This window comes from Pseudomonas sp. B21-054, from assembly GCF_026016345.1.
In the GTDB taxonomy this organism is placed as follows: domain Bacteria; phylum Pseudomonadota; class Gammaproteobacteria; order Pseudomonadales; family Pseudomonadaceae; genus Aquipseudomonas.
In genome coordinates, this window is sequence record NZ_CP087204.1 from 2458207 (window position 1) to 2477213 (window position 19007).

Genomic DNA, 19007 nt, shown 5'->3' on the forward strand with positions numbered 1-19007 from the left:
CCCAGGAACTGGTTGAACCAGCTGGCCAGGGTGGCGGTTTCATCCTTGCCCTGCACCGTGAGTTTGCGGGTGAGGTCACCTTCACCTTCGGCGATTTCCTGCAGGCCATTGGCAACCCCGCGGATCGGCCGCACGATCATGCTGGCGAAACTGGCGCCGACGATGGCGAAGACCACGGCCAGCGCAGCCGCGATGGCGGCGATCAACCAGGTCAGGTTCGAGGCTTCGGCCATCACTTCGTCACGCTTGATCAGGCCGATGAAGCGCCAGCCCAGGCCTTTGGAGCTGACCACGTTGGCCATGTAAGGCACGCCGTCGATCTCGATCTGGGTCACGCCATCGCTGCTTTTGGCCAGCTCGGCATAGTTGGGGCCCAGGTCGGCCAGCGGCTTGAAGTTGTGCTTGGCATCGGCGGCGTCCACCAGGACGTTGCCGTTGGCTTCCACCAGCATCAGGTAGCCGCTTTCACCCAGCTTGATGTTCTTGACCAGTTCGGTGAGTTGCTTGAGCGACACGTCCAGGCCTACGACGCCCACCAGCTTGCCGCTGGCGTCGGCTACCGTGTGTACGATCCCGATCAGCGACACGTCGTCCGGTGCCCAGTAGTAGGCGTCAGTACGCACGGTGTTGCCGGGCGAGGCGACGGCCGCCTTGTACCATGGACGCACGCGTGGGTCGTAGTTGGAGATCTTGGGGTCGTCAGGCCAACTGGCGTAGCCGCCATCGGCCAGCCCCACGGAAAGATAGGCGGTGGTTGGATGGCTCTTGGCGAATCTGTCAAAGATCTCCAGAAGCTGCTTGTTGTTTTCCGGCAGGGGAATCTGTGCGGCATCGGCGCCGGAATAGTTTTTCAGGTCTTTGGCGGCGACGATGCGTGGGTCCTTGGCAAAGAACTCGACGTTCTGGCTGATCCCGTCGAAGAATTGCTTCATGCCATTGTCGATCTGGCGAATCTCACGACCGCTGCTGTCCAGGAAGTTGGCCTTGGCGGCGTCGCGCAGGTTCAACACGACAAGCACCGCCACCAGGATGACCGGGAGGCAGGCAATGGTTGCGAACGCCCATGTCAGCTTCTGTTTGATATTCATGACTTCTCCCGCAGGTATTTATAAGTGTTGGAACGGCGGAAACATTAGCGGTGAGCGTTGCGAATTCTGGAGGTGAAGCGCCCATGCCTACCTATAGCGTATCGACCAAGGTCCTATGTACTTTAGGTCGTTCGGCTATTAGCGGATTGCTGATCAACGGCGGTGAGACGATTGCAGACAACGTCGCTAATCTGGAAGATAGCGGCGACGGCCCTGCATCGCGTTGCCTTTTTTCAAGGCGTCAGAGTCAGGCAAGCCCTGATCGTCTCCCTGTATCAACGAGGCCCTATGCCAAGCGCATTCGAGAGCGTACTTAAAAACAAGAACATGGCTTATCGCCCACTCGGGGCGCCACCTGCCGACCAGGCGCCCATCCGCGTTGCGTTTGTATTGATGGACAATTTTTCGATGATGTCCTTTACCGGCGCGGTGGACGCGCTGGTCACCGCCAACCTGATGAGCGACATGCCCCTTTACGAGGTGCTGACGGTGGGGGCGTCGGGGTGTCAGGTGACGAGTGACCTGGGGATCGTCATTTCCGCCGATGTCGATCTGGCGCAGTTACCGGAAAACCTGGACGTGCTGATCGTCGCCGGGGGCTTTCGCGTGAAGTTGCAAGGCCTGCCTTTGCTGCGGCGCAAGCTGCGCGCCAATGCCACGTCCGGAGCGATATTGGGGGGGCTGTGGAACGGGGTGTTTTTTGTCGCCGATGCCAACCTGCTCGATGGTTTCGAATGCGCCGTTCATCCGGAAAGCCGCGCCATGATGACGGAGATGTTCCCCCTCGTTAAGGTGTCCAGCCGGGCCTATATCGTTGACCGGGAGCGGGTCAGTTGCGCCGGCGCGAACAGTTCGCTGCGCATGATGCTCCAGTTGATCAGCAAGACGGGAGGGCAGGCGCTGGTGGGGGCCATCGAGGAGATTCTCCGGTGTGATGAGTCTGGCGATGATGCGACGGACTTGCCGCCAGTGTTCGTCGAGACGGACCCGACGTTGCCGGAAAGTCTCAAGCTGGCGCTGGAGTTGATGTGGCAAAACGTCGAGGAGCCCTTGACCATCGATGAGCTGGCAGCCTGCGTGAAGATTTCCAAGCGGCAGTTGGAACGGCGGTTCTGCAGTTTTCTCGGGGCGACCCCGACGCGTTATTACCTGGAACTGCGCCTGACGCGGGCGCGCCAGCTGATCCAGCAGACCAATCGTTCCGTGACGGAAATCGCCGTGGCGACGGGCTTCGTCAGCTCGCCGCACTTTCAGCGTCGCTTCCGGGATTTCTTCGGCGTTCCGCCGGGCAGCTATCGTTCCAAGCTTGAGCGCAAGCAAGCGTTGCGCTGAGCTGGCGGTAACGGGCGCACGCGTGTGTCGCCCTATGAGGTCTGGCTTGTCTGCTTGCGCTGGAAACCAGCGAGTCCAGATCAAAAAAAACCGATGCCCCTGCGGGCATCGGTTTTTTATGGGGACAGTATCTGCGCCTCATGGCATTTGCGGCAGTTCCTGCGGCCGCAAATCAAACACCAGTACCTCGGCATCCTGGCCGTTACTCAACGTCAGTGCCTGCTCCTCGCGCACTCGCACACCGTCACCTTCCTGTAGCGGCACACCATTAAGCTCGACACTGCCTCGGGCCACATGCACGTAGGCATAACGATTGGGTGCCAGGTTCAGGGTGGCGCTTTCCTGGCCGTCGAACAGCCCGGCATATACCCGCGCGTCCTGGCGCACCTGGAGCGAGCCTTCGGCGCCGTCCGGGGAAATGATCAGTTGCAGGCGCCCGCGTTTTTGTTCGGCGCTGAAGTGCTCCTGTTGATAGCGCGGCGTGGCACCACTGACGTTGGGCACGATCCAGATTTGCAGGAAGTGCACCAATTCGTCGGCGTTGTGATTGAACTCACTGTGGGCCACGCCACTGCCGGCACTCATCAATTGCACATCGCCCGGGCGAATGACCGAACCCGTGCCCAGGGTGTCCTTATGCTCCAGCGCGCCTTCGAGCACATAGGAGAAAATCTCCATGTCCCGGTGAGGGTGTTGGCCGAAGCCCTTGGCGGCCGCGACCCGGTCGTCGTTGATGACCAGCAGGTCGGAGAAGCCTTGTTCATTGACGTTGCGGTAGCTGGCGAAAGAAAACGTATGGAACGAGGTCAGCCAGCCGTGGCGGGCGATGCCGCGGTCCGAAGCTTTGCGAAGGGTCAGCATGGTAATTCTCCTGGTTCAGTGGGTGACGGCTGTGGCCGTTCGCCGGGTTCAGAAGAAGGTTAATGGTTATCGAGATATTCAATAAGCAGGTGAAAAACGAAAGACTGTCCGTTTTGAGTGGACAATGCTCAAATGTGACCAGCAGGCCCTTCGTTTCGCCATAATGCAAGGGATGATTGATGCCCTCAATTAAACGACGACTCCTGTGGGAGCGAGCTTGCTCGCGATAGCGTCCGTTCAGCTTGCTTCAATGTCGTTTGACACTCCGCTATCGCGAGCAAGCTCGCTCCCACGGGGTTTCATTCCAGGGTTTGGGTTGGCGAGCATCAGGCTTCGCTGCGCTCACCTGGATTTTTTGGTGTATGTCCCAATGAAAACCGTTGCAATGGTGTTGTTCCCGGACTTCTTGCTGCTCGACATGGCCGGGCCGCTTGAAGTGTTTTCCATCGCCAATCGCTATCTCGAACCAGACCATCGTTATCAACTGCTGACCCTGGGCACCGAGCGCGGCGGGTTACGGGCGTCCAATGGCGTGACGGTACAGGCCGATATTCATATCGACCAGGCCTGGGCGGCTTATGACGTGTTGCTGGTGCCGGGTGGGCCTGGGGCCTACGACGATCAGCATCCGGGCCTGCATACCTGGCTGCGCGCGGCGGCGCAGCGGGCCACGCGCTACGGCTCCATTTGCACCGGGGCCTTTGTGCTTGGCGAGGCTGGATTGCTTGACGGTTACCGCGTCACCACTCACTGGCATTACACCGAACGCTTGATCCGCCGTTTCCCCAAGGCGCTGGTGGAAACCGACAAGATCTTTCTCCAGGACCGACGCCTGATCACCTCCGGCGGTGTCACCGCCGGGATTGACCTGGCGCTGTCCATCGTCGCGCAAGACCACGGCCGCAAAGTGGCGCTGGACGTGGCCAAGGTGTTGCTGGTGGTGATGAAACGCCAGGGCGGGCAGGCGCAGTTCAGCCCCTCGGTGGCGGCGGTGGCGACCCAGGAGTCGGCCATTACCCGGGTGCAGAATCATGTGATGGAGCACCTGGAAGAACCTTTCACCATCGAACGCATGGCGGCGCTGGCCGCCATGAGCTCGCGACATTTTGCCCGGGTCTTCGCCCGTGAGGTGAAGATGACGCCCATGGAGTTCCTGCAAGGCGCGCGCATCGACCGGGCCCGCCAGTTGCTGGAAAGCACTGATCTGCCCCTCAAGACCGTGGCATTTCGCAGTGGCTTCGGCAGTGTGCGCCACATGCGTTTTCTGTTCAGTGAAAAGCTCGGCCTGACCCCGGTACAGTATCGCCAGCAATTCAGTTGAACATTGTGTCCGTCCAGGGCATCGCGATGTCCGTGACGCTCCCTGTGCCAGCATTGTCCTCTTGGCAGTGCCTGCCAAGATAACGGCGAACCCTCTGGAAAGGATGCGCAGGAGCCGGGGCAGACGCGTTCAGTGATAGGGAACGTGTCTGCCCGGATCGGTTATCCGGCGCTGGATCGCCCATGAACAGTTTCGTCAAACCCGATTCCGAGCCGGCGGTGGGCTTCGGTCCGTTTGCCTTTTACCGACAGCAGCGACTGGTCACGTGTGGGGGCAAGCCGCTGGCATTGGGCGGGCGTGCCCTGGACATTCTCCAGGTGCTGGTTGAACACGCCGGCACTTTCGTCAGCAAGCAGGCGTTGATCGCGCGCGTCTGGCCTGACAGCGTCGTGGAAGACATCAACCTGCGGGTGCACATCGCGGCGTTGCGGCGGGCCTTCGGTGATGGGCGGGACGGCTGTCACTACATCCTCAATCATCCCCGCCAAGGCTATTGCTTTGCGGCCTCCGTGGCCTTGAAGGCAGGTGTCGAACGGCACACCCCCCGATTATCCGATCGGCATAACCTGCCCGCTCGATTGAGTCCGGTGATCGGTCGCGACCCAGTGCTGGGGCGGTTATTGGCTGAAGTGCCCAAACAGTCCCTGACCACCGTGGCTGGCCCGGGCGGTGTCGGCAAGAGCACCGTGGTGCTGCGGGCGGCGGAGCTGTTGTTGGAGCATTTTGACGACGGTGCCTGGTTCGTTGACCTGTCCGCCGTCAGCGACGCCTCGCAGGTGTCGGCGCAGGTCGCCCGCACACTCGGCTTGCCAGGCGAGCACTTGGACCGGGAACTGGCACCCTGCCGAATGTTGCTGGTGCTCGATGGCTGCGAACATGTGCTCGACGCCTGCCGAGTGCTGGCTCAGGCACTGCGCTCGGCACCTGGGGTGTCGCTGTTGGTGAGCAGCCGCGAACCCTTGGCCATCACGGATGAAAGCGTTGTGCAGTTGCAGGGCCTGGCAGTGGCATCGGCCCTTGCGCCTGGGCATCAGATAGCGGCGTGCCCGGCCGTGCAGTTATTGATCGACCTGGTTGGCGCCCGCCAGCAAGGCTTCAAGCCGGGGGAGCGCGACTGGGTCATCCTTGCGCAGATCTGCCAGCGCTTGGACGGGTTGCCGCTGGCATTGGAACTGGCGGCAGCCCAGGTCGACGCCCTGGGCGTGGCTGGGGTGCTGGAACAACTGGATTATGGTTTGTCACTCTTGAGCCATGGACGACGCACGGCGGTGGCCCGCCACCGAAGCCTGGCGGCCTTGCTGGATTGGAGTTTCGAGCGCTTGAGTGCTGATGAACAGAAGGTGTTCCAGCGCCTGTCGGTGTTTGATGAACCCTTTACTCTCAAGGCGGCCATGGCGGTGATCAATTGTGCCGAATTGGCTGCTGGGCAATTGCCTTGGTTGCTGTCACGGCTGGTGAGCCAATCACTGGTAATGGTCGAGCAGGGCGCCGACGGGGTTCACTTCCACTTGCTCCACACCACCCGCGCCTATGCCCGGGAAAAACTACGGCGCAGCGGTCAGTGGCAGGTGTTCCAGCGGCATTACGCGTTGCAGGAGGCTTGGGCGCCACGCCGCTCAAGGCCCGAGACGATGACCCAGGGTCTGGAGCAGCGCGCTGGCTTGCTGTAGGTCGGGCGTGTCGAACCCTTCGGTGAAACGTCGATAGACCGGCCCGAGCAGATCCCGCGCGGCATGCTCCCGACCCCGGCGTTGCCATAGCCGGGCCAGGGACATGGCGCTGCGCAGTTCCCAGGCCAGGGCATTGTGGTGCCGGGCCACGGCCAGGGCGTCCAGCAACTGCTCTTCGGCGCGACCCTCAAGGGACGGGGCGTTCTGTGCCAGCAAGGTTTCGGCGCTGGCCCGCAGGACTTCCGCTGTGCACCAGCCCGCGGCGCCACTGTGGGCGCGCTCGAGTTGCGCCGGGCTGACACAGTCGGCCCGTAGCGTGACAACGATGTCCTGAATCAGTCCGTTGGTCCGGCTTGCCGCCAAGGGAGTGCCATCGAGTGCGCACTCGTAGTGGCAGGCCCAATCATGGAACAGCATCACCGAATGCTTCCTGGCTTGTTGCTTCAACAGTTCGAGTCTTTCCCGGGCAGATGAGTGGTCGCCGTTGTAGAGGGCGATCACGCAACCGGTGACCGCCAGGGTGTAGCAGATCGAAATACCGTGGTTGATCTGCAAGGCGATCTGCAGCGCCAGGTTGGCGGTGCGCCGGGCTTTCTCGGCAAAGCCTTGCAGCCAGAGGATGCGCGCCAGAATCGTCAGTGCGGCCACGCTCTGATCGTATTGCACGCCGAAGCCATGGGTGAAACGGCTGAGATGACCGCTCTGGGCCAGGCGCTGGATGACCTGTTCGGCATCGCGCCGCGCGGCACGCTGATCGCCGCTGAAATGCAGCGCCAGGACTCGCAGGCGTTGGGTACTCAAGGAAAGGCTCGGCTCGCCATGCAGGCCCAAGCGGTCGAAATCCTGGCTTTGATCCAGTGCCTCCTGGTAACTGCCGCGACTGAGGTTGACGGTCATGTGCCCCGACACAGCCCGCAACTCGCCCGCCAGGTCCTGGCATTGCTGCGCCAAATGCCGGGCCTTGACGAAGGCACGGACGGTGGCGGGCGTACCCCCCTCGGTATGGTAATTGAAACTGGCATGGGCCAGCTCCAGGGCGAGGGTCAACCTTGGGCAGGGCGAGGGGCTGGCTTGTAATAATTCCAGCGCTTTGCTGACGTAAAGCCCGTGCTCCTTGAGCAGCGACAGTTCGTGCCAGAGGGGCAGGGTGCGGGCGGTCAGGCGGATCGCTACCGCGTGGGAACCCTGCGGACCCAACCCCCGGTCGAGCGCCGCACGGATGTCATCGCGATAGGCCGCGTAGCGGGAGATCCACAGCCGTGTGGGGGTGTTTTCCCAGTCTTTTTCGGCCTGCTCCATCAGCGTCAGGCAACGCTCGGCGTGGCGCGCCTGGCTGGCCGCCAACTCACCGGCCTCGGCCAGTTTTTCCAAGGCATGGCTGCGGGTGGTATCCAGCAGGCGGTAGCGCACCTCTTCATCGCCGATCTCGACGTTGAGCAACGATTTGGCGACCAATTGGCTGACCGCCGCCAGCACCTGGTCGGGCTCGACATGCTGGCCGACGATCACCGCCGCAGCCGATGCCAGGTTGAAACTGCCCATGAACACCGCCAATCGCCGCAGGCAGGTCTGTTCGCAAGGGGTTAGCAGCGCGAAGCTCCAGTCCAGCGTGGCGCGCAGGGTTTGCTGGCGTGGAGCGGCGTCGCTGTCGTTATGGAGCAGGGTGACACTGCCTTTCAGTTGGCGGTGAAGTTCCTCCAGTCCGAATCGGCCGACCTGGGCGGCGGCCAGTTCGATGGCCAGGGGGATGCCGTCCAGTCGCTGGCAGATATCGACCACCAATGGCACCAGCGGGTCGGTCAGCTCGAAGTCGTCATGGCTGGCCATCGCCCGTTCGGCGAACAACTGCAAGGCCGGGTACTCCACGGCGGGATAACCCTCGATAGGCATCTCTCGCGGCGGGAACGCCAGGGCGTCCAAGCGCTGCACATGCTCGCCCTCGGCACGCAGGCCTTCGCGGCTGGTGGCCAGGACATGCAGGTGAGGGGCACCGCGCAGCAGGGTTTCACAGAGCACGGCGACGGTATCGATCAGGTGCTCGCAGTTGTCGATCACCAGCAACAGATGCCGCGCCTTGAGCTGTCGGGCGATGCTGTCCAGTGAGTCGCCGTCATGCAACGGCAGGTCCAGCAGCGCACACAGGTTGGGGGCAATCATGGCTGGATCATTGAGCGCGGCCAGATCCAGCAGATAAGTGCCGTCGCGGTAATGGCCGATCAACTGTTCGGCGACCCGCAGGGCGACGGTGGTCTTGCCGATGCCACCGGTACCCACCAGCGTGATAAAGCGTTTTCGCGGCAGCTGGGCCACCAACGCTTCTACCAGCGCCTGGCGGCCGATCAGTCGCGTGCGTCGCAGCGGCAGGTTGTGGGCCAGTGATGGATGAGGGATGCACGCCAGTTCTTCGAGGGGTTCGAGTGACACCGGTGCGACAAAACTGTAGCCGCGTTGCGCCACGGTGACGATGTAGCGCTGGCCATCCTGACCATCTCCCAGGGCCTTGCGCAATGCTGCGACGTGCACCCGCAGATTGGTATCTTCCACGACGCTCTTGGGCCAGACCCGGGCAATCAGCTGCTGTTTGCTCACCACCTGCCCAGCGTGTTCAAGCAACACCAGCAGAATCTCCACCGCCCGTCGCCCCAGGCGCAACGGTTGCCCGGCTTCCAGCACCAGGCGTTGGCGAGGATGAACCTGGTAAGGGCCGAAATGCACGGTCTGTTCGACGGGGAGGTTGAGGTAGTGGCTCATGTTGCTCTCAATGTTCTGGTCCAGATGCCTGGGCTTTACCCGAGCATATTCCTCAGGTTTGACTTCAAGCGCAACGGCGCAGGCTCTGCTCCGAGCCTTCCAGCCGCTGGGCCCTGTGGCTAGAGAGCAAGCTCCTTCGCCACAAAAGCAGGTTTTTAACACGTGCGTCCCGAAAAAATTAACAACGTTTAACTCACGCCAATACCCCTCGTGGTCGGACCATAAAACGATCCACCCACCTCAAGGAGTCATGTCATGAGCACCTTCATCACCCGCGACGGCACCGAGATTTACTACAAGGATTGGGGCACTGGTCAACCGGTGGTCTTCAGCCACGGCTGGCCGTTGAACTCGGACAGTTGGGAGGCGCAGATGATGTTCCTGGCATCCAACGGTTACCGGGTGATCGCCCATGATCGCCGTGGACACGGGCGTTCCAGCCAGCCCTGGGACGGCAACGACATGGACACCTACGCCGATGACCTGGCCGAGCTGATCGAGCGGCTGGACTTGAAGGACGCGGTGTTGCTCGGCTTCTCCACCGGCGGTGGCGAAGTGGCCCGCTACATCGGCCGCCATGGCGCCGCTCGAGTCGCCAAGCTCGGCCTGATCTCGGCGGTCACGCCACTGATGCTCAAGACTCCAGCCAACCCGGGCGGCTTGCCCGTCGAGGTGTTCGACGGTTTCCGCCAGGCCTCCCTGGCCGACCGTTCTCAGCTATACAAAGATGTGGCCAGCGCGTTTTTCGGCGCCAACCGGCCGGGGGCCAAGGTCTCCCAGGGCATGATCGACTGGTTCTGGATGCAGGGCATGCTCGCCGGCCACAAGAACACCTACGACTGCATCAAGGCATTCTCGCAGACCGATCTTTCCGAAGACCTGCGCAATATCGACGTGCCGACCCTAGTGGTCCATGGCGATGACGACCAGGTGGTCCCCATCGAAGCCGCTGGCATCGCCGCCGCCAAATTGCTGAAGAACTCGCAGTTGCTGGTGTATCCGGGCGCGCCCCACGGCCTGACCGACACACACAAGGACCGCTTGAACGCCGACCTGTTGGCGTTCATCCAGGGCTGAAGGGGGAGGTGCGGGGGCTTGCCCTGATGCTATGAGGCAAGCACAGATTTCATGTGGGAGCGGGCTTGCTCGCGAAAGCGGTGTGTCAGTCGACGAAGATGTTGAATGTCGGTGCGCCTTCGCGAGCAAGCCCGCTCCCACAGGGACTCCACCAATCCTTGGTATTCGACAGGACCAACACCCATGAATCGCAACGATTTACGCCGCCTCGACATGAACCTGCTGGTGATCTTCGAGGCACTGATGTTCGAAAAGAACCTGACCCGTGTCGCCGAAAAGCTGTTCATGGGCCAGCCGGCGGTGAGCGCGGCACTCGGGCGGCTACGGGATCTGTTCGATGATCCGCTGCTGATACGCAACGGTCGGAGCATGGAGCCGACGCCCCGGGCCCTGGCGATTCTGCAGGAACTGCAACCGGCCATGGACACGATTTCCGGCGCGGTCAGCCGGGCCAAGGCCTTTGATCCGTCCACCAGTTGCGACGTGTTCCGCATCGGCCTGTCCGACGATGCCGAGTTCGGCCTGTTTCCACCCTTGCTGAGCCAACTGCGCGAAGAAGCGCCGGGCATCATTGTGGTGGTGCGCCGGGCCAATTTCCTGCTGATGTCGTCGCTGCTGGCCAGCGGTGAAATCAGCGTCGGGGTCAGCTACACCACCGACCTGCCGGCCAATGCCAAGCGCAAGAAACTGCGGGATATTCCCTGCAAGGTCTTGCGCGGCGACAAGCGCCCGGGCCCCCTGACCCTGGACGAATACTGCGCGCGGCCCCACGCCATGGTCTCGTTCTCGGGCGATTTGAGCGGCAACATCGACCTGGACCTGGCGCGGATCGGTCGGGCCCGCAAAGTGGTGCTGGCAGTACCGCAATTCAGCGGGCTGCGGGCCTTGCTGGCCGGTACCGAACTGATCGCCACCGTGCCCGACTACGCCGCCTGCGCGCTGGTGGAGGGTTGCGCCCTGCGTGCCGAGGATCCGCCGTTCGAGATCAATGCCGCCGAGTTGTCGATGGTCTGGAGCGGCGTGCATGACAACGACCCGGCCGAGCGCTGGCTGCGCTCGCGCATTGCCACCCACATGTCCCAACCGTTGCCGGCGGCCGCCTCGACGGACCCCGACGGAGCGCACCGATGAACCTGACAGATGAACGTCCGTTGCAGGACCTGGGCTTGTTGTTCCTGCGCCTCAGTGGCGCGCTGTTTCTGCTTTGGGTCCATGGGCTGCCGAAGCTGTTGCACTACAGCGTCGAGCTGACGCGCATCGAAGACCCCTTTCACTTGGGGGCGGCGCCGACCCTGGTCCTGGCGATCTTCGCCGAGGTGCTGTGCCCGCTGCTGATCATGGCCGGTGTCCTGGTGCGCCTGGCGTGTCTGCCCATCCTGTTTCTGCTGGCCGTGGCGCTGCTGGTGGTGCACCCGCAGTGGAGCCTGGAAGAAGGGCAGTTCGGTTGGTTGCTGCTGATCATATTTACCAGCGTATTCATTGCCGGGCCCGGGCGCCTGGCCATGAACACGCGTTTTGTTGGAGTGCTTCGCCATGTCTGAATCTCAAACCATCGGCTCCCCTGCGAGCCCGGCCAAACCCGGCTTCGACGAAATCGTCACCCTGGTGGTCAAGCACCGGATCAAGGCCGGCCAGGACGCGGCCTACGAGGCCTGGTTGCGGCGCATCGTAAGCGTGGCCGGTCAGTGGCCAGGGCACCTGGGCGTGGACGTGGTCCGGGGCAAGCGGGGCGGACTATCGCTGTTCACCTGCGTGCTGCGCTTCTGTTCCACCGAGGCCATGCAACGCTGGCTGGACTCGCCCGAACGCCGCGAACTGGTGGAGGAGGCCACGCCCTTGCTGGCCGACGGCGACCAGACCGAAGTCGCGCCGCACAAGGAATTCTGGTTCGCCCCGCTGGCCGATGCCGCCACACCGCCGCCGCGCTGGAAGCAGTCGGTGGTGACGCTGCTGGTGATCCTGCCGCACACCCTGCTGGTGCCGCTGATCTGGGGGCCGTTGCTGCAACTCAATGCGTTTCTTTCCAACTACGTGGTGGCGACGTTCCTGATCACCCTGACCATCGTGCTTTCGGTGGTGTACGTGTTCATGCCGCTGGCGACTCGATTGTTCGCACCCTGGATGGAAGCTTCGAAGGCCCACGAACACCTGGAGCCCGGCCATGGCCAATAACGACGATCCAACCGATCCGCTGCGCCGCCAACTCTTGGCCGCCGGGTCCTTGCTCAGCGCGGCGGCGGCTTTCTGGCCACGTCTGTCCCTTGCCTCTACTCATTCAGAAGGAAATCCGATGAACGCCGATCTGATTCTATTCAATGGTCAATTCCATACCGTCGACCGTGAGAAACCCCGCGCCAGTGCGGTCGCCATCAGCCAGGGACGCTTCGTCGCCGTGGGCACCGATGCCGAAGCCATGGCCCTGCGCGGCAGTGGCACCCAGGTCATCGACCTCAAGGGCCGCACCGTCATCCCCGGGCTCAACGACTCGCACTTGCACCTGATCCGTGGTGGCCTGAACTACAACCTGGAGCTGCGCTGGGAAGGCGTGCCATCCCTGGCCGATGCCTTGCGCATGCTCAAGGACCAGGCCGACCGCACGCCAACGCCACAATGGGTGCGCGTGGTAGGCGGCTGGAACGAATTCCAGTTCGCCGAAAAACGCATGCCGACCCTGGAGGAACTGAACCAGGCCGCTCCCGATACGCCGGTGTTCGTGTTGCACCTGTATGACCGCGCCTTGCTCAACCGCGCCGCGCTGCGGGTGGCCGGCTACACCCGTGACACACCGAACCCACCGGGCGGCGAGATCGTCCGTGACAGCAAGGGCGAACCCACCGGCATGCTGGTGGCGCGGCCTAACGCGATGATCCTTTATTCGACGCTGGCCAAGGGGCCGAAGCTGCCGCTCGAATACCAGGTCAACTCCACGCGCCAGTTCATGCGTGAACTCAATCGCCTGGGGCTGACCAGCGCCATCGATGCCGGCGGCGGCTTCCAGAATTATCCAGACGATTACGCAGTGATCGAGCAACTGGCCCGGGAACAGCAGTTGACGGTGCGCATCGCCTACAACCTGTTCACCCAGAAGCCCAAGGAAGAACTCAGCGACTTCAAGAACTGGACCGGCAGCGTCAAGTTGCACCAGGGCGACGACTTCCTGCGGCACAACGGCGCCGGTGAAATGCTGGTGTTTTCGGCGGCGGACTTCGAGGACTTCCTCGAGCCACGCCCGGACCTGCCGCCTGGCATGGAGCAGGACCTGGAGCCGGTGGTCCGTCACCTGGTGGAACAGCGTTGGCCGTTCCGCCTGCACGCCACCTATGACGAGTCCATTAGCCGCATGCTCGATGTGTTCGAGAAGGTCAACCGTGACATCCCGTTCAACGGCCTGCCGTGGTTTTTCGACCACGCCGAGACCATCACGCCGAAGAACATCGAGCGGGTCAGGGCGCTGGGTGGCGGCATTGCGATCCAGGATCGCATGGCCTTCCAGGGTGAATACTTCGTTGACCGCTACGGCGCCAAGGCCGCCGAAGCCACGCCGCCGATCAAGCGCATGCTGGCCGAAGGGGTGCCGGTAGGTGCCGGTACCGACGCTACGCGGGTGTCCAGCTACAACCCTTGGACCTCGCTGTACTGGATGGTCAGCGGCCGTACGGTCGGCGGCCTCTCATTGCACGAAGAAGGCCTGCCGCGCCTGACCGCGCTGGAATTGTTCACCCATGGCAGTGCCTGGTTCTCCTCGGAGCAGGGCAAGAAAGGCCAGATCAAGGTCGGCCAATTGGCGGATTTGGCAGCCCTGAGCGCGGATTTCTTCAGCGTCGAGGAAGAAGCCATCAAGTGGATCGAGTCGGTGCTGACGGTGGTCGACGGCAAAGTGGTGTATGCCGCTGGTGATTTCGAGAAGCTCGGGCCGGCCAGCGTCCCGGTGCTGCCGGACTGGTCGCCGGTGGTCAAGGTCCCAGGCCACTGGCGCCCGACCTCACCGCTGCAGGCGCAGGTGCACCAGTGCAGCGGTCCTTGCACGGTGCATTCCCATAGCCATGAACGGGCGCGCCTGTCGAACGTTCCGGTCAGCGATTTCCAAGGCTTCTGGGGCGCGTTTGGCTGCTCCTGCTTTGCCTTCTGACTGATACACACAGATCTCCCCTGTGGGAGCGGGCTTGCTCGCGAATGCGGACTGACATTCAGCATTTTCGTCGACTGACACACCGCTTTCGCGAGCAAGCCCGCTCCCACCAGGGTTTTGTAACATCCATCCCAAAGGAGTCATCCCATGAGCAATGTTCCCGCCTACAACCGTCTGAACAAAGACGACGCGGTAGTCCTGCTGGTCGATCACCAGACTGGCCTGATTTCCCTGGTCCAGGACTTCTCGCCCAACGAGTTCAAGAACAACGTGTTGGCCCTGGCCGACCTGGCGAAGTTTTTCGAACTGCCTACCATCCTGACCACCAGCTTCGAAAAAGGCCCTAACGGCCCGATCGTGCCGGAGCTCAAGGAAATGTTCCCGGACGCGCCGTACATCCCACGTCCAGGCCAGATCAATGCCTGGGACAACGAAGACTTCGTCAAGGCGATCAAGGCCACCGGCCGCAAGCAACTGATCATTGCCGGCGTGGTGACCGATGTGTGCGTGGCGTTCCCGACCCTGTCGGCACTGGCGGAAGGTTTCGACGTATTCGTCGTGACCGATGCCTCGGGTACCTTCAACGAAACCGTGCAACAGGCAGCCTGGGTACGCATGACCGCTGCCGGCGCACAGATGATGAACTGGTTCTCGGTGGCCTGTGAGCTGCACCGCGACTGGCGCAACGACATCGAAGGCCTGGGCAACCTGCTGTCCCAGCGCATTCCGAACTACCGCAACCTAATGAACAGCTACTCGGCGCTGACGGCCAAGTAAGCGATTCATGCTCAATGACGCCCGCCTTGTGCGGGCGTTTTCGTGCCTGGTATCAATTTCTCGGCAAGCTGATCCGCCGTCATCGCGAGCAAGCTCGCTCCCACAGTGTTATCGAGTGTTCTCGGAACCTATGTCCACCACAAAACCCTTGTGGGAGCGAGCTTGCTCGCGATGACGGCAGCACAGGCGACACCTTCCCAATCTGTCTCACCCAGACCACAATGCCTCATAGAACATCCTGACTGTCCACCCCCGGAATGACAATGAACCCCTTCGAAGAAATGCGCATCTTTGCCCAGGTCATGGAGTCGGGCAGTTTCACCGCCGCGGCGGACAAGCTGGGGCTGTCCAAGCAGTTCGTCAGTCGCAAGCTCATGGAACTGGAGCAGCGCCTGGGGGTGCGGCTGCTCAACCGCTCGACACGGCGCCTGGATGTTACGCCTTTAGGGCAACGTTACTACGAGGCGGCGCTGCGTCTGCTCAGCGAAGTCGAGCAGGTGGAGCAAGCCATCAGCGGCCAGACCGACGAGCCCCGCGGCACCATTCGCCTTAGCGCGCCGCTGTCCTTCGCGGTGGCGCACCTGGGCAGTCTCTTGCCGGTTTTCTTGCAGCGCTATCCGGGCGTCAGCGTGGAGGTGGACCTGAGCGACCGCTCGGTGGATCTTCTGGGGGAGGGCTATGACCTGGCGCTACGGATCGGCGTGCTGGAGGACTCGACCCTGATCGCCCGGCGCATTGCGACCATCGGACGGGCGTACTGCGCCAGCCCCGCCTACCTGGCGCAAAGAGGCACGCCCACGCGGCCTGAAGACCTGCGCAATCATGATTGCCTGCCCTATGGTCACAGCCGTCAGGTCCAGTGGCGATTCGGTGGGGCCGGCAAACCCTTGACCTTGGAGGTGGCGGGTCGCATGCGCGCCAATAACGGTGATTTGCTCAGGGACGCGGCCATCGCCGGGATGGGCATCACCTACCTGCCGACATTTATCCTGGGCGATGCCTTGAGGGATGGGCGATTGATCAAGGTATTGGAGGAGTTCGAGACCGAGCCGCTGGCGCTGTCGGCGGTGTACCCGCAACATCGACAAAGCTCACGCCCGGTGCAGGCGTTGGTGGAGTTCTTGCGCGAACAGATGCAATAAATGCCGGAACGCATCCAGCCGTCAATTGACGGCTGAAGCATCCACGGCAGGTGATCAGGCGGCCAGGTTGGCGCTGCTCAGTTCTTTTTTGTACTGCGCTTTCATGGTTTCCATTTCCTCACCCAGGGCATCGAGTTTGGCTTTGCCCAGCAGCTTTTTCGCGTGAGGGAACATTTCCTTTTCTTCTTCTTCGATGTGGTGCTCCAGCAGTTCCTTGACCACTTTCACGCGACCGGCAAATTCTGGCTGCGAGGGGTCGGTGGTTTTCAGGTCCGGCAGCACCAACGAGTCGACGGTGCGGTGCTCTTCCTTGGCTTCGTAATACATTTCTGCTTCGTCCTTGCCGCCCGCTTGCTTGAACGCCGGATACAGAATTTCTTCTTCCAGGCGGGTGTGGATGGAAATTTCCATTTCCAGTTTCGCCAACAGGTCAGTGCGTTTCTTCAAGGCGCGATCGGTGGACTCGCTCAGCTGAGTCAAAATGGCTTTCACGCGTTCATGGTCGGCTTTCAACAGATCGATGGCGTTCATAAGTAGCTCCAGGCAATTCACGGTTTACGGGTTGGCTTCAAGCGCCGACGCCGTGTATGAGGTGAATTGCATCAGCCGTGCCAGCCGAAGCGACTTGAAAAATCGTTTTAAAACAATATGTTGTGTAAGGAGCGTTTTTCAGGTTCGTGCAAGCTGCAAGAGGGCGGGAAAAATGTCTTGCACTTTGCGTTGATGGCTAAACGCTTTCGATCAGTTGCCGGACCCGTGTGGCAATCGCCAGGCACGACGTCAGCCCAGGCGACTCAATTCCGAACAGATTGACCAACCCCGGCACCTGATGCTCGGCTTCGCTGCTGATGAGGAAGTCCCGGGCGGGCTCGCCGGGAGCGGAAATCTTTGGCCGGATGCCGCTGTAGGCTGGTTGCAGGCTTCGCTCCGGCAGGCTGGGCCAGTAGTTGCGAATTGCCGAGTAGAAGGCTTCGGCCCGTGCCGGATCGACTTGATAGTCTTCGCCCTCGACCCATTCGATGTCAGGACCGAAACGCGCCTGGCCTGCCAGGTCCAACGTCATGTGGATGCCCAGGCCGGCGGCTTGCGGCGCGGGGTAGACCAAATGCCGAAAGGGCGCGCGTCCGCTCAGGCTGAAATAATTGCCCTTGCACAAATAGTCAGGAGGTACCGATTGCGCTGCCAAGCCCTCGATGCGGCGGGCGAGGGCGGGCGCCTGGAGGCCGGCGGCGTTGATCAGTTGGCGGCAGGACAAGCTCATCTGCGCCGTACCGCCCAGTTCCAACAGAAAGCCATCGCTGCTGATACGCGCGCTCAACAGCGGCGTATGGAACGCGACGGTCGCGCCGGCGGCCTCGGCATCGCCCTGCAACGCCAGCATCAAGGCGTGGGAATCGACGATACCGGTGGACGGTGAATACAACGCGGCGACACAAGCCAGGGCCGGCTCCAGGTCCAGCGCCTGTCGTTGATCGAGCAGGCGCAGGTCGTCCACGCCATTCGTCAAACCGCGTGTCAGTAAGGTTTCGAGCCCGGCCACCTGGGCCTGGTCCTTGGCGACGATCAACTTGCCGAGCCGGCGGGTCGCAACGCCGTGGCTTTCACAATAGTCGTACAGCCTGTGCCGGCCTTCGACACACAACTGCGCCTTGAGGCTGCCCGGTGGGTAATAGATACCGGCGTGGATGACTTCCGAGTTGCGCGAGCTGATGCCCATGCCGATGGCTTCGCCGGCTTCGATCAGCAGCACGTCGTGACCGGTGCGGGCCATTTCCCGGGCTGTGGCGAGCCCGACGAGGCCAGCGCCCACCACCACGCATTCAATGTCGACGTTCAACCTAGTCTCTCCCCCAGGGTCTGCAAGTTGGCCGATCTCAAGGATAGCCCTGCTGGGGCCATTTAGACGCTATGCCGTCTGGATAGAATCCACGCCGCTCGGTACGCTGGGCTTTGGTACCACTCTGTTGATCTACCCTTCGTCCAAGGAGCGTACTGATATGCCTCGTTTCGCTGCCAACCTCAGCATGCTTTACCCGCAACACAGCTTCTTGGAGCGTTTTGCGGCCGCAGCGGCCGATGGTTTCGACGCGGTTGAATATTTGTTCCCATACGAATACAGCCCCCAGGTGCTCAAGCAGCGGCTGGAGGACAACGGCCTGGTCCAGGCCTTGTTCAACGCGCCGCCCGGCGATTGGGCCGCGGGGGAGCGAGGCATTGCGACGCTGCCGGGTCGCCAGTCGGAGTTTCGCGAAGGGGTTGACCGCGCCCTGGACTATGCCGCGGTGCTCGGCAATTCGAAAATCCACGTGATGGCCGGCTTGCTGGCGTCCGAAGCCGAGCGCGCCCGGCACCACGGCGTGTACCTGGAAAACCTCACCTACGCTTGCGCCCAGGCGGCGAAGGTTGGCGTCACCGTGTTGCTGGAGCCGATCAATACCCGGGACATGCCGGGCTTTTTTCTCAATCGGCAGGATCAGGCCCATGCTATCTGCCGGGAGGTGGGCGCGCCGAACCTCAAGGTTCAGTTCGATTGCTACCACTGTCAGATTGTCGAGGGTGACCTGGCGAGCAAACTGCGCCGTGACTTCAGTGGCATCGGCCATATCCAGGTTGCCGGGGTGCCGGATCGCCATGAGCCGGACCTGGGGGAGGTCAATTATCCCTTTCTGTTCGAGCTGATGGATGAGTTGGGGTATGACGGTTGGGTCGGTTGCGAGTACCGCCCTCGTGGTGATACCTCGTCTGGCCTGAAATGGTTGCGGGATTGGCAGGCGCGCTGAGTCTTTGTGGGAGCGGGCTTGCTCGCGAAAGCGGTGGGTCAGCTTGCATCGATGTTGAAGGTGCCGCCGTCATCGCGAC

Annotated in this window: 15 protein-coding genes and 1 pseudogene; 11 read left to right on the top strand and 5 right to left on the bottom strand. The window is 62.0% G+C overall.

Going from position 1 to position 19007, the window contains the following annotated elements; all coding sequences use genetic code 11:
* Positions 1-5: 5 nt before the first annotated feature.
* Positions 6-1088, bottom strand: a pseudogene (locus LOY70_RS30140) (cache domain-containing protein); the annotation flags it as partial.
* A 288-nt stretch (positions 1089-1376) separates the two neighbouring features.
* Here LOY70_RS30140 and LOY70_RS11105 point away from each other — a divergent pair.
* Entirely contained in the window at positions 1377-2420 is a 1044-nt protein-coding gene (locus LOY70_RS11105; RefSeq protein WP_265036586.1) for a GlxA family transcriptional regulator, read from the top strand.
* Positions 2421-2558: 138 nt separating this feature from the next.
* On the opposite strand, the gene LOY70_RS11110 is transcribed toward LOY70_RS11105, so the two are convergent.
* Positions 2559-3281, bottom strand: coding sequence for a pirin family protein (locus tag LOY70_RS11110; protein ID WP_265036588.1), 723 nt, complete (start codon positions 3279-3281; stop codon positions 2559-2561).
* 370 nt (positions 3282-3651) lie between these two features.
* On the opposite strand from LOY70_RS11110, the gene LOY70_RS11115 reads away from it, so the two are divergent.
* Together LOY70_RS11115 and LOY70_RS11120 are read left to right on the top strand one after the other, a co-directional pair.
* Positions 3652-4602 carry a GlxA family transcriptional regulator gene (locus LOY70_RS11115; RefSeq protein ID WP_123341702.1) on the top strand — a complete coding sequence of 317 codons (951 nt, stop codon included), beginning with the start codon at positions 3652-3654 and terminating at the stop codon, positions 4600-4602.
* A 182-nt stretch (positions 4603-4784) separates the two neighbouring features.
* On the top strand, positions 4785-6272 hold the full coding sequence (locus tag LOY70_RS11120; RefSeq protein ID WP_265036591.1) for an ATP-binding protein: 1488 nt from the start codon (positions 4785-4787) through the stop codon (positions 6270-6272).
* Here the strand turns inward: LOY70_RS11120 and LOY70_RS11125 are convergent.
* On the bottom strand, positions 6219-9023 hold the full coding sequence (locus LOY70_RS11125; RefSeq protein ID WP_265036593.1) for an ATP-binding protein: 2805 nt from the start codon (positions 9021-9023) through the stop codon (positions 6219-6221). The two genes, LOY70_RS11120 and LOY70_RS11125, sit on opposite strands and share 54 nt — an antisense overlap.
* Before the next feature lie 255 nt (positions 9024-9278).
* Here LOY70_RS11125 and LOY70_RS11130 point away from each other — a divergent pair, with 255 nt between their 5' ends.
* From LOY70_RS11130 to LOY70_RS11160, 7 genes are all read left to right on the top strand, one after another.
* Positions 9279-10100, top strand: a complete 822-nt coding sequence (locus LOY70_RS11130; protein WP_265036595.1) for an alpha/beta fold hydrolase — start codon at positions 9279-9281, stop codon at positions 10098-10100.
* Positions 10101-10283: 183 nt separating this feature from the next.
* On the top strand, positions 10284-11231 hold the full coding sequence (locus LOY70_RS11135; RefSeq protein ID WP_123341698.1) for a LysR family transcriptional regulator: 948 nt from the start codon (positions 10284-10286) through the stop codon (positions 11229-11231).
* A complete protein-coding gene (locus LOY70_RS11140) occupies positions 11228-11641 on the top strand; it encodes a DoxX family protein (RefSeq protein WP_123414289.1) in 414 nt (137 codons plus the stop codon). Before LOY70_RS11135 ends, LOY70_RS11140 begins: the two co-directional genes overlap by 4 nt.
* Complete coding sequence (locus tag LOY70_RS11145) at positions 11634-12272, top strand: antibiotic biosynthesis monooxygenase (protein WP_092346140.1); 639 nt, start codon at positions 11634-11636, stop codon at positions 12270-12272. The genes LOY70_RS11140 and LOY70_RS11145 overlap by 8 nt, the downstream gene beginning before the upstream one ends.
* Positions 12273-12390: 118 nt before the next feature.
* Positions 12391-14229, top strand: a complete 1839-nt coding sequence (locus LOY70_RS11150; RefSeq protein ID WP_003203401.1) for an amidohydrolase — start codon at positions 12391-12393, stop codon at positions 14227-14229.
* Positions 14230-14376: 147 nt separating this feature from the next.
* Positions 14377-15006 (top strand): isochorismate family cysteine hydrolase YcaC, encoded by a 630-nt coding sequence (gene ycaC, locus LOY70_RS11155; RefSeq protein WP_003203400.1) that lies wholly within the window; start codon positions 14377-14379, stop codon positions 15004-15006.
* A 263-nt stretch (positions 15007-15269) separates the two neighbouring features.
* Positions 15270-16148 carry a LysR family transcriptional regulator gene (locus LOY70_RS11160; protein WP_265036600.1) on the top strand — a complete coding sequence of 293 codons (879 nt, stop codon included), beginning with the start codon at positions 15270-15272 and terminating at the stop codon, positions 16146-16148.
* 54 nt (positions 16149-16202) lie between these two features.
* Here LOY70_RS11160 and LOY70_RS11165 read toward each other — a convergent pair whose 3' ends face one another.
* The gene (locus LOY70_RS11165) at positions 16203-16679 is read right to left on the bottom strand and encodes a hemerythrin domain-containing protein (protein WP_265036602.1); all 477 of its coding nucleotides are present in this window, start codon (positions 16677-16679) and stop codon (positions 16203-16205) included.
* Between the two features lie 196 nt (positions 16680-16875).
* Positions 16876-17985 (bottom strand): NAD(P)/FAD-dependent oxidoreductase, encoded by a 1110-nt coding sequence (locus LOY70_RS11170; protein ID WP_265036604.1) that lies wholly within the window; start codon positions 17983-17985, stop codon positions 16876-16878.
* A gap of 160 nt (positions 17986-18145) precedes the next feature.
* On the opposite strand from LOY70_RS11170, the gene otnI reads away from it, so the two are divergent.
* Entirely contained in the window at positions 18146-18928 is a 783-nt protein-coding gene (otnI, locus tag LOY70_RS11175) for a 2-oxo-tetronate isomerase (protein ID WP_265036606.1), read from the top strand.
* Positions 18929-19007 lie beyond the last annotated feature (79 nt).

What these genes read in the sequence shown, in the direction of transcription:
- LOY70_RS11135 (WP_123341698.1), top strand. Translation starts at nt 10,284, where the DNA reads ATGAATCGCAACGATTTACGCCGCCTCGACATGAACCTGCTGGTGATC.
- LOY70_RS11165 (WP_265036602.1), bottom strand. Translation starts at nt 16,679, where the DNA reads ATGAACGCCATCGATCTGTTGAAAGCCGACCATGAACGCGTGAAAGCC.
- LOY70_RS11130 (WP_265036595.1), top strand. Translation starts at nt 9,279, where the DNA reads ATGAGCACCTTCATCACCCGCGACGGCACCGAGATTTACTACAAGGAT.
- LOY70_RS11150 (WP_003203401.1), top strand. Translation starts at nt 12,391, where the DNA reads ATGAACGCCGATCTGATTCTATTCAATGGTCAATTCCATACCGTCGAC.
- LOY70_RS11125 (WP_265036593.1), bottom strand. Translation starts at nt 9,023, where the DNA reads ATGAGCCACTACCTCAACCTCCCCGTCGAACAGACCGTGCATTTCGGC.
- LOY70_RS11145 (WP_092346140.1), top strand. Translation starts at nt 11,634, where the DNA reads ATGTCTGAATCTCAAACCATCGGCTCCCCTGCGAGCCCGGCCAAACCC.
- otnI (WP_265036606.1), top strand. Translation starts at nt 18,146, where the DNA reads ATGCCTCGTTTCGCTGCCAACCTCAGCATGCTTTACCCGCAACACAGC.
- LOY70_RS11110 (WP_265036588.1), bottom strand. Translation starts at nt 3,281, where the DNA reads ATGCTGACCCTTCGCAAAGCTTCGGACCGCGGCATCGCCCGCCACGGC.
- LOY70_RS11105 (WP_265036586.1), top strand. Translation starts at nt 1,377, where the DNA reads ATGCCAAGCGCATTCGAGAGCGTACTTAAAAACAAGAACATGGCTTAT.
- LOY70_RS11115 (WP_123341702.1), top strand. Translation starts at nt 3,652, where the DNA reads ATGAAAACCGTTGCAATGGTGTTGTTCCCGGACTTCTTGCTGCTCGAC.
- LOY70_RS11160 (WP_265036600.1), top strand. Translation starts at nt 15,270, where the DNA reads ATGAACCCCTTCGAAGAAATGCGCATCTTTGCCCAGGTCATGGAGTCG.
- ycaC (WP_003203400.1), top strand. Translation starts at nt 14,377, where the DNA reads ATGAGCAATGTTCCCGCCTACAACCGTCTGAACAAAGACGACGCGGTA.
- LOY70_RS11120 (WP_265036591.1), top strand. Translation starts at nt 4,785, where the DNA reads ATGAACAGTTTCGTCAAACCCGATTCCGAGCCGGCGGTGGGCTTCGGT.
- LOY70_RS11140 (WP_123414289.1), top strand. Translation starts at nt 11,228, where the DNA reads ATGAACCTGACAGATGAACGTCCGTTGCAGGACCTGGGCTTGTTGTTC.